14 protein-coding genes are annotated in these 10,134 nt (G+C 35.2%); all 14 read right to left on the minus strand.

Features of this window, described 5'->3' with window-relative positions; all coding sequences use genetic code 11:
* Positions 1–313: 313 nt before the first annotated feature.
* Positions 314–835, minus strand: a complete 522-nt coding sequence (locus tag ACTQ1L_RS14890; RefSeq protein WP_441368006.1) for an O-acetyl-ADP-ribose deacetylase — start codon at positions 833–835, stop codon at positions 314–316.
* Between the two features lie 19 nt (positions 836–854).
* The gene (locus ACTQ1L_RS14895; RefSeq protein WP_441368008.1) at positions 855–1,265 is read right to left on the minus strand and encodes a peptide deformylase; all 411 of its coding nucleotides are present in this window, start codon (positions 1,263–1,265) and stop codon (positions 855–857) included.
* Positions 1,265–1,606 (minus strand): arsenate reductase family protein, encoded by a 342-nt coding sequence (locus ACTQ1L_RS14900; protein WP_016287818.1) that lies wholly within the window; start codon positions 1,604–1,606, stop codon positions 1,265–1,267. The genes ACTQ1L_RS14895 and ACTQ1L_RS14900 overlap by 1 nt, the downstream gene beginning before the upstream one ends.
* A 9-nt stretch (positions 1,607–1,615) precedes the next feature.
* Positions 1,616–2,302: a PAS domain-containing protein gene (locus ACTQ1L_RS14905; RefSeq protein WP_441368010.1), complete on the minus strand. Its 687-nt coding sequence runs from the start codon at positions 2,300–2,302 to the stop codon at positions 1,616–1,618.
* Positions 2,303–2,305: 3 nt separating this feature from the next.
* Positions 2,306–2,818 (minus strand): YaiI/YqxD family protein, encoded by a 513-nt coding sequence (locus ACTQ1L_RS14910; protein WP_441368012.1) that lies wholly within the window; start codon positions 2,816–2,818, stop codon positions 2,306–2,308.
* A 53-nt stretch (positions 2,819–2,871) separates the two neighbouring features.
* Positions 2,872–3,060, minus strand: coding sequence for a hypothetical protein (locus tag ACTQ1L_RS14915; protein ID WP_147525347.1), 189 nt, complete (start codon positions 3,058–3,060; stop codon positions 2,872–2,874).
* 15 nt (positions 3,061–3,075) lie between these two features.
* The gene (locus ACTQ1L_RS14920) at positions 3,076–3,258 is read right to left on the minus strand and encodes a hypothetical protein (RefSeq protein WP_441368013.1); all 183 of its coding nucleotides are present in this window, start codon (positions 3,256–3,258) and stop codon (positions 3,076–3,078) included.
* Positions 3,259–3,267: 9 nt separating this feature from the next.
* Positions 3,268–4,416 carry a DUF429 domain-containing protein gene (locus ACTQ1L_RS14925; protein WP_441368015.1) on the minus strand — a complete coding sequence of 383 codons (1,149 nt, stop codon included), beginning with the start codon at positions 4,414–4,416 and terminating at the stop codon, positions 3,268–3,270.
* Between the two features lies 1 nt (position 4,417).
* Positions 4,418–5,014 carry a hypothetical protein gene (locus ACTQ1L_RS14930; protein WP_441368017.1) on the minus strand — a complete coding sequence of 199 codons (597 nt, stop codon included), beginning with the start codon at positions 5,012–5,014 and terminating at the stop codon, positions 4,418–4,420.
* 13 nt (positions 5,015–5,027) lie between these two features.
* Entirely contained in the window at positions 5,028–7,295 is a 2,268-nt protein-coding gene (locus tag ACTQ1L_RS14935) for a DEAD/DEAH box helicase family protein (protein ID WP_441368019.1), read from the minus strand.
* A gap of 151 nt (positions 7,296–7,446) precedes the next feature.
* The gene (locus ACTQ1L_RS14940) at positions 7,447–8,607 is read right to left on the minus strand and encodes an IS630 family transposase (RefSeq protein WP_441368021.1); all 1,161 of its coding nucleotides are present in this window, start codon (positions 8,605–8,607) and stop codon (positions 7,447–7,449) included.
* A 94-nt stretch (positions 8,608–8,701) separates the two neighbouring features.
* The gene (locus ACTQ1L_RS14945; protein ID WP_441368023.1) at positions 8,702–8,953 is read right to left on the minus strand and encodes a hypothetical protein; all 252 of its coding nucleotides are present in this window, start codon (positions 8,951–8,953) and stop codon (positions 8,702–8,704) included.
* Between the two features lie 132 nt (positions 8,954–9,085).
* A complete protein-coding gene (locus ACTQ1L_RS14950; RefSeq protein WP_441368024.1) occupies positions 9,086–9,790 on the minus strand; it encodes a transglutaminase-like domain-containing protein in 705 nt (234 codons plus the stop codon).
* 48 nt (positions 9,791–9,838) lie between these two features.
* Positions 9,839–10,033: a helix-turn-helix domain-containing protein gene (locus ACTQ1L_RS14955; protein ID WP_441368026.1), complete on the minus strand. Its 195-nt coding sequence runs from the start codon at positions 10,031–10,033 to the stop codon at positions 9,839–9,841.
* Positions 10,034–10,134: the final 101 nt, after the last annotated feature.

A 10,134-nucleotide genomic window follows, 5' to 3' on the forward strand; every position in this document is an offset into this window, starting at 1 on the left:
CGGTCTGTAAGACCGAATAAAGCATCATTTAATGTAATCTGCTGACTATCATTTGATTTAAAAGACATAAGTGGTTTCCTCGCTTTCTTCTGCTTATATAATACCACTTATTGCTGACAAAATCCTCATTTATGTGAAGTTTTCAAGGTACAAATTTATGGTTATACGGTATCCTTGCTGGAATACCTTTTGACCCTCAAATCATATATTTATTTCAATAAATTTCATTTTTGCATAATCCCCTGCATATCGTCCTGTCTGCATGGGACTTAATTCAGACCATTTCATTTTGGCATATAAACCACACTCCAATCTATGAATACAGCTTATCCACTTCTTTTTCATATACTGATTCTGTCGCAAAATCAAATAATACCCATTCTACAAGATCAAAGCTATTCTCGTCATCCTCCAAAAATCTGCTTACCGTCTTTACCGCAATCTTTGCTGCTAATTCCACCGGAAAGCTATATACTCCTGTAGATATAGAAGGAAATGCAATCGTCCTAATTCCGTTATCCATTGCCAGTTTCATAGAATTAAAATAACAGCTTGCAAGAAGTTCCTCTTCCCTATGTCTGCCGCCATTCCAAATCGGACCCACAGTATGTATCACATAATCACATGGCAGATTATATGCTTTTGTAATCTTTGCCTGACCTGTCTCACAACCATGAAGATTTCTACACTCTGCTAGAAGTTCTGGTCCTGCTGCCCTGTGAATGGCACCATCAACTCCACCGCCTCCTAAAAGAGAGTTGTTTGCAGCATTTACGATTGCCTGAACATCTGTTATTTTCGTGATATCACCTTTTACCGTCTTGATTAAATACATCTTGCCACCTGCCTGATTCTTATATTACTATTCCATTGCAATGGTCAATCTCATGCTGAATAATCTGTGCTGTCCATCCTGAATACTTTCCATGCTGTTTCATAAAATTCTGATCAAGGTAATCCACTTCAATTTCCTGATATCTCGTGCATGGTCTTACACCTTTCAGAGAAAGACATCCTTCCTCAGTCTGATATGCTCCGGATTTCTTTGTTATTACCGGATTTATCATTGCAAATTGAAATGGTCCGGCTGCTACTACAATGATATTCTTTTTTACTCCAATCATATTGGCAGCCATACCAACACAGTGTTCTAAATTTGCCCTAAGTGTATCAAGCAAATCAGTCACAATCTGTTTATCTGCCTCTGTTGCATCCACTGACTTCCGAGCCAGAAACAGCGGATCATGCATTATCTTCTTTACCATTAATTCCATCCCTTCCATACATCAGGCTGATATCCAAGTGTAGACTGCTTTCCATTTCTTACTACTGGTGTTTTAATTACCTGCGGATTCTCAAGTACCTTTTCCAGTTTATCTTCATCTGCAATATACTTAATAAGAGCAAGTATATCCTGATCTTTTCCTTCCCAGTTAATCATATTTTCAAGACCTCCATTAGCCTGTGCAACAGAAGTAAACTCTCCCTTACTCATGCCTTTTTCTTTCATATCAATGAACTGATACTTTATACCACGCTCCTTGAAGAAACGTTCTGCTTTCTTTGTATCATTACATTTCTTTGTTCCAAAAATCTGTATATTCATCTGCTTCACCTACCACAAATCATAAAGTTTCATTTTCTCTGTATTTCTATATTCATGCTTCTCGTAGTACCCAATCAGCTTTCCTTCATCTCGAAGAGCAACCATATATACATCCTTATTTTGTTTTTCATTGTGAAAAGTATATACAATATTGTGGTTATCATCTGCTATAAACCAATCAACCACTTGCTGTATCTTTTCTCTAGACGCTTGGTTGTGATATTCCATGAGGCTTCTTCCAATCAACTTTTCTCCGCCCCATTTCTCATAGTTAAGTACAGCTGCCGGATTCATATAAATAATTTCATGATTCAGATTGCATATTACTACCGCACATCTATCCTGATCCACGATACTCTTATAAAAACTCACATATGACTTGAACTTTATGTTTTTCTCATTATTCAGTCGTTTCTGCAAATGCGGTTTCTTTCTGTGATAATAACTGACAATTTCTCCCGACGGTATCCAAATCTGTGCCTCATTAATCTTATCAAGAACCGCATCAATAATATGCTCATCTACTTCTGCGTCGGGCACTTTTTCATTCTCAGTTACATACTTTTTGTATTCTTCATATACCCATGCAGTAATTTTATCTTTCTGCTTCATCTTAAGATTGTTAAAAGACTTGTTCATCTGCAAAAGCTGTCCATCTGTTTTCTTATGTATTTTGGTTTTCTTGCTATTTGCCACTCTTTAATCTCCTTCTTGTGTCCGTGCCATCAACACCAACTTCTCAAACGACTGTGCAAATCTCTTATCGTCTTCCTCCGTCCTTTTCCTAGGGTCTCCGCTCTCGCTCCGGTCCGCGCAAAGCCGATGTCCACCGGACATCGTGCGCCCTTTCAAATGATTCTTATGAGAACCTCTCCTTGCTTTCTTATTTAGGTGTCGTTCCATTAACATCTGATTAATATTTTCATTTGTGTACCATTTTCCTGATTGATGAATTGCATACGCACCTTTTCCAAGTGCCATTGCTGCTACTCCGTAATCCTGTGAAACAACGATGTCTCCTTTATGACAAATACTGATTAATTTATAATCAACTGCGTCTGCTCCTGCACCAACCACAATGACTTCACTGTAATCAGAAGTCAAAATGTGATTCGTATCACAGAGCAATGTAACATTGATCCTATATTTTTCTGCCACTTCTTCTACAATACTTACCACCGGGCAAGCGTCTGCATCTACATATATCTGCATACTACCATTCCTTCAATTAACACGATAATCTGTACCATTTTTATGTTCCAAAATCAAATCCTTCTCCCATCAAAATGTGTATATCTATTACATCTCTTACAATGAAATGTAACAGAACCTATACCATCATCTGTTATAATTACTTCGAGTTTTTCTTCATATCCACAATCAGGACATCTCCCTGTTTCACCAGTATTTGAAAATCTTTTAATAATCTCCATCCACTTCTGTGACTTATTCATATACAACACCTAACATTAAAATATTACTTTTATTATTCCTGCTAAAACCAATAATCCAATAATCACTAATCCAAATCCCTTTAACCCATCGCTAAAAGAATGTTTTTCAATGGATTCATCCACTCTATCTTTGACCATCTCTTGTAAAAGTAATTCATCTTCAGAATCAATTCTTCCGTTATGATTATAATCTTTCATGCATATTCCTTATCTTTTAGGAATGACCATCTGCATTTTTAGTCCTTTATCGTCTGTAGATGGGTTCTCTGGTATTATCTCTGTCCTACCCTGTGCATCAAGATTTGCTGTGACTACAAGACAGACTGCATCCAAAATATCATCTAATTTACACCCTAACTTTTTTGCAGATGTTCTCACATATTCCTCCGATAACCCCTGCAAATACCTTGATAATACCTGAACTCGGTCCGTGATTCCTTCTTTCTCTGATTTATTCGTCATAAGAACCTCTCCGTTCAGTCGTGCAAAGCACACCTCAGGATGGCTTTCTCTGATTACATTCATGTACTCTTCATTTGACAGTAAAAACTCATCTACTTCTCTCATTTTAGGAATAATGGCTATCGTCTGTTCTGATAAACCTTTTCCAATCGCTGATAAGTTTGCATCTTTCTGTTTATCTTTTATAAACTCGTACACAGCTTGTCTTGTAGGAACCGCAAATACGGTTGAAGTTCTAGGCTTTACAATCTTTCTTGCAATTCCATCCGGTCTTTTCTCATACTGCTCTATATTGCTAGGAAGTCCTATTACCATATCCACAAGCATTCCATCAAATTGTGTGGTATCAAAAACCATTTTTGAGAAATCACTATATTTCTTCAAAGATAGCTCTCCGTTACTAATTAAAGCAGTTATCCAACCACCTTTACATCCGTCAACCCCTACAAATATTCCTTTATCCAAAATCTGTTCGTCTTCTTCCTTACTTAAATCAAACATCTTTGCCACTTCTACAATATGGGCAATGTTTTTATCACCGGCATATCTGTTTGAATCTGCAAAATCATCTGTAATACGAATCCATTCCAAAGAATTGACTTCCTCTATTAGAGGTACATCATCTTCCAAAATACCAACATACATTTCAAGAACAAACTGTTGCTGATAGTATGTCATATCCATGAGCCTATGCAACTTTATATCTCTTCTAGAAATACCAGTTTCTTCAAAAAGTTCCCTATAAGCGGCATGCTCACTGTTCTCTTCCTGCTCCACTTTTCCACCAACGAAATTAAGCAGTCCCTTATACGGATTTTTCGCACGCTTACAGAAAAGAAGCTTTTCTTTGTTTTTATCAAATACAACTATACAATTACAATGCCAAAATCCCATTTTATTCACTTCTCCCCGGTTGCTTGTCCAACCAATTCTCACCACAAACAATATAAGGTCTTATATTTTGTAACACACGAAATGTTACCATATCATCAAGTGCAATATCGCCGATATCACACTTTTCTCCTCCCCTGATAAATGTTTCTATATGATAAAAGTACATACATTGTCTTAAATATGCATTCAATCCTGCAGTTCTTCTTTTATATCCATGATCTCTCAAAAGTGTTCTAAGCTTCATTCTGACAAAATCCTGATTGTCTAAAAAGACAATTCTTAATCTCATTTCCATAAAATATGATCTAATATCATAGTATTCATCATCAGCTATATACCTACATTCACTTCCAATTGCTTCAAAATCTCTGTTTACAGACCTTATCTCTTTATCAATCGTTGTTTTATTTTGCCAATAATCCACTTCATCCATTACATCCGTAATAAACTGTTTTTTATTAAATCGATGACCTGCGTAAAGATACTCTTTTTCATATTCCCAAATGTCATTCAAGAATTTCTGCGATGCTCTGATTGACATATCTCTGTTAATTATGATTCCTGCCAAAGTCTTTGCGTCATATAGTAACTCTTCCATTGTACTTCTCCAATCATATATCCATAACCTTATCACTCTTAGATGCATTACATTTTCTACATAACACCTGCAGATTTTCAGGAATTGTCTTTCCACCTTTGTTTAATGGAATAATATGATCAATCTGGAAGGGTATTCTGTTATGAGATGTCATCTTACAAGCAGCACACTCATAGAGACCTTTGCTATTTCTTGCACGTTCAAATGCCTTATCCCGTAGTTCTTTTTCTACTTCTGGAGCAACCTTTCCAATCTCACACAAAGCCATATCCTCAAAATTTCTCTTTCCAAATACTACATTATGTTCTTCTTCAAACACATCTGGATGTGATATCTTCATAAGTTCTAACTGAACCTGTTTCAAGAAGTATATTTTTCTTCCAAAGAACAAACGAAGCAGATTATCATCATTGGACTCCCAAAGACTATTTATGTACTCGTTTCTTCGCCTCTCCCCCATGTCCTCATCATATATATGTTTTGCAATAACAGATGGATCTAACCTTCTGGTATCAATATCATCAAAGGTATAAAATTCAGGTGCTTCTTCTTTTTGTGCATAGTATTTCAAGATATTAATGATATCTCTTTTTTCATATGGTGGAACCATATCGCCGCAAAAATATGTATTTCTGCACTGTTCCTCCAGTTCTTCAAGCATTTCATTACTCAGATACTCTTCATCCTCTAATCCATAGCTGCTAAATAACTCTGGTAAAGATTCCATTAATTGCTCATATGATTCTTTCGTACTGTCATATACCATGACCTGATATGAAATATCCATGCCATCCAAATATGTAAATGCATACATTCCAATAGGAAAACGCTGTTCAAATGGAACTTTTTCCAGTGCAGATGTATCAATGGAATCATCCAACATAGAGGCAAATTCCTCTATCTTTGAAATAGCAATCATGCTTATCTGTCGTTTTGTTCGCTCTACTTCATTATCTTCAAAATCATTTTCGCCATGAAACAAGGATGCAGGATTACACCATGCAATATTTTCATTCCACTGATCAACAAACGAAACAATATAAGCCTTAGCAGTACCACCCGCAGCTGTACCTCGTAATGCCCTTCCAACCATCTGTGTCATCAAGATTTTAGACACTGTAGGTCTTGCTAAAAATACAGTCTTTGTCTGTGGTAAATCAACACCTTCTGTTAAAATATTTACGTTTATTAAAACCTGCAGCTTTCCGTCACGATACTGCTGCAGTTTTCTCTCATTATCTTCTCTTGAGATAGTAACTCCTGTTATGGCATCTCTAATGTCAGAAACAATATAATCTGACTTCACCCCAGCCTTACCAAATAATTTATTTAATGCTATTGCATGATTGATATTTACAGCAAATACAATAGTCTGACCATATTCTTTCGCCCTATTTACATATGTATCAACAATCAGCTTGTTACGTGCTGCACTACTTGCAATCTCCGTAGCTAATTCTTCTGGCAATACGTCTAATCTCTGAATATGTTCTAAAGCATCCAATCCCAGATCAGCTCCATAATCTTCTTCTGTATACTTACATTCAAAAATTGGAGTGGATAGAATTCTTGCATTAATCAATTCCTTAAGTCCTATCTGGTAAGTAATGCCCAAATCACCTTTTACTACATTTCCAGATTCATCAACACCATCTTTGAAAATCTTCGAAAGCAATCCCTCCTCTTCCTTTGCAGTTCTAAAAGGTGTAGCTGTAAGTCCCAGCAATTTCATATTTGGAACTCTCTCCTGCACATAATTGATAATTTTTCTATATGTTTTAGCTGTGGCGTGGTGTGCTTCATCTATCACGCAATAGACTTCGTTTTCTCCCTTTAACCACTTGTCCAACACTGAAAGATTTCGACCAATACTATCTTTACTGAGAATTAAAATATTATCTCTTGGTGAAATATCAATACTTCTATCATGATTGGATGAACCGGAAACTATTCTATAAGTAAATTCACTTATGTGAGGCATAGCTTCCGCATATGCAAATCTTTGGAATGATTCCGCCGCTTGATCCAAAAGCATTTGCCTATGTGCAATCCATAATATTTTCTTCTTTTTATCAATTGCATTCTTTAATAACCATGTGGAAGCTGTATAAGTTTTTCCACCACCTGTAGGCAATACTACCAATGTACTAAATGATTCTTCCTTATCAATCAAACTTAATTTAGCCATAGCATCTTTTTGATGATTATATGGACTTCTTGGATTTGTTCCCTTCTTTGCAATTATTTTTCCATTTGATTTAACCTCAATATATTCTTGCATTTTATCCCTCCAAACTTAATATATCTTACAGAAATACCATTTGAATCATTGTCAAAAATTCTCAGCCCTGTCCCTTCACATCTAAACAAGATAATTTATACCATTTCTTGATATATGAATCTTCTAGTACAACGGATATTTAATAAATATCCTATTTATAACCATTGATTTCTTCCTCCGAAATTTCATCCATTTTGTACTTCCAATGATAAATAACAGGTTCTTTATTCACCTCATCAAAATACTGATATATTCGATCTATAAGTTCCTGTTTGCTATCTACACGAATGCCACGTAACATCTGTTTTGTCATTTTACTAAAAAAGCTTTCTATTAAGTTTAGCCATGAACCATGTGTTGGTGTAAATACAAATTTGAATCGATGTTCAGGCATTGTAGACAAAAATTTTTTTGTTTCCTTTGATTTATGTGCAGAATGATTATCAAGTATGATTCGAATGGTATCTTGCGATGGATATTCTCTATCAAGCTTTTTGAGAAATTCTACAAAATCAGAACTTTTATGTGTATCGCTTACAAGAGGAATGGCTTTTCCAGTATTTAAGTCTATACATGCGAGTAATGATACTGTTCCTAATCGTTTATATTCGTGATCTCTGTAGACTTCTCCATTTTTAGCATTTGGACGCAAATCTGGTGATGCATTTGCTATAGCTTGTATTCCTGGCTTTTCATCATATGAAATTGTATGTGTCATTACCCAATTATCTGGAACAATAAGTTTTCCCTCTTCATCAAACTGCATTTCAACCTGCTTGTAAACGAGTAATACATCATGCATTTTATTTTCAAAATCAGGATCTCTTTTTTCACAATAGTACTTGATTTTAAAAGACTTTATGTCCTGGTCTTTTAGAAATTTCTGAACATAAGTTTTTGTTACAGTTTCAAGGCGTGGAAAACCTGCTTCTTTCGCATGCTGATTGATATGCTTATGAAGATTACTTAATGTCCATAATTCCTGAGAATATCCTAATTCAACAGGTCTTTGACAAGCAATATTAATCATCCATGCCTTCGCATCATTTGAAATTTCGACTGGTCGTCCTGAACGCTCATTGTCGTATAATGCAGCATTAATACCACCTTGGTTGTATTTGGAAAGGCACAATTGAACAGTACGCTTAGTAACATCAAGTTTATCAGCAATTTTATCTAATGATAAGCCTTGTGATTTATATAATAAAATCTTTGCATGATCTACAATTCGAGCTTGTATAGTACGTTTTCTGGTTAATGCAACTAAATAATCCCTATCTTCATCTGTCAGATTTAAATATGTATTTCTCATAAAATATACCTTCTTTCCAAATATATTTTATCACAAAATCATCATATTTTATATAGGATATTTATTTAATTTACATTATACTAGAAACAGTTCTCTAAATCTTGGAACGAATAATATCTATGTTCGCTTCATCTAATAATTCTAATAAAGAATCATATCTTTCTGATTCACTTACATAGCCTAATCGTATATAATACCACTTTTCGTGCATATCTTTTTTTATCAGCACCCAACCTCCGTCATGTTGTGGTAAAAACCATCCATATTTGAATTCACTTTCTCCAACTTTCCTAAGTGGCATTTCTTTATACTCGTTTATTGTTCCATTTAAAATGTCCTCTTCCATTCTATCTCCTCAACATAATAATCTGCTCCATTTTTTCCTTTTTTTCATGAAATTGGAATTTACCAATCCGACAAATTCAAATCTTCTGTTGCTTTCAGTTTCTTCGCAAGACTGAAATTTGCGTGTGCATACTTATATTATTTTCCGTATTTTATCGACATTTCTATTCATTACTTTTCTTCCATAATGCACATAAGCAAAATTTTTCAATTTACTCCATGTTTGGCGATGTTGTTCAAAGAAGCTATCTGGATTATCATATACTCCATAATCCACAACTACAGCATAATTTTGTACAAACGTATCCTCTCCATGCCAATTAAGATTAAGCCTTTCTAAATTAGATACAGCCACCGCATATTTAGCAAAAGCTCCTCTAACATTTTTATGCTTATCCTTTATCGCACTCACATAACTTTCATCTGTAATCACACCTTCAAGTGCAATCCAATTACCCAAGTATAGAACTTCTACCCAAGTATGCACGATACGTTCCGGCGCCAATACGGAAATTAACCATGATGTAGCTCCTCGCTGAAAATGTTTACTTACTTCAGAGCCATGCAATCTGCAAGGTATTCCTACACTTCGTAGCAACGCCATAAGTAAAGTTGCCTTTGTATTACATTGCCCGTATCCATCTTTTAACACTTCTTCTGCAGATAATAAGTCTGAACTGTTATATCCAAACAATATCTCGTTTCTTACGAAATCATAAATGGCAGCTATTTTGTTATATTCATCTAATTCTATCCATTTACGATTTTTTATGAGAGACTGTATACTCTCTACATCGAAATTTAGCATTTTAGTCATTTCAAGATATTTCTTCTCCATAATATCGCCTCTCTTTCTTCTTATGGCTCTATTATAGAAAACAAACCTCTAATAAACTTTCAAAAATTCGCTATCTTTTACTGTACTTCTCGCCGGAAGCCCCATCATCCTTTTTACTGTAAATGCAAAATGTGATGGTGAATCAAATCCTGCGTTTAATGCTGCTTCTGTTATCCGTTTCCCAGCTAATAAATCTTGAAATGCTCTTTCTAACTGATGCAGTGTTAAATATTTTTGGGTCAATCATTTTTCTTATGGGTTTAGCCCCAAATGTTTTAGGTTATCGCCATCCTGCCGCCATCCTTGACAGGTCAAAAAATAAATGCTGTGGGTTAATCACCGAC

It is taken from the genome of Agathobacter sp. LCP21S3_B2 (assembly GCF_052118705.1).
Classification (GTDB): domain Bacteria; phylum Bacillota; class Clostridia; order Lachnospirales; family Lachnospiraceae; genus Roseburia.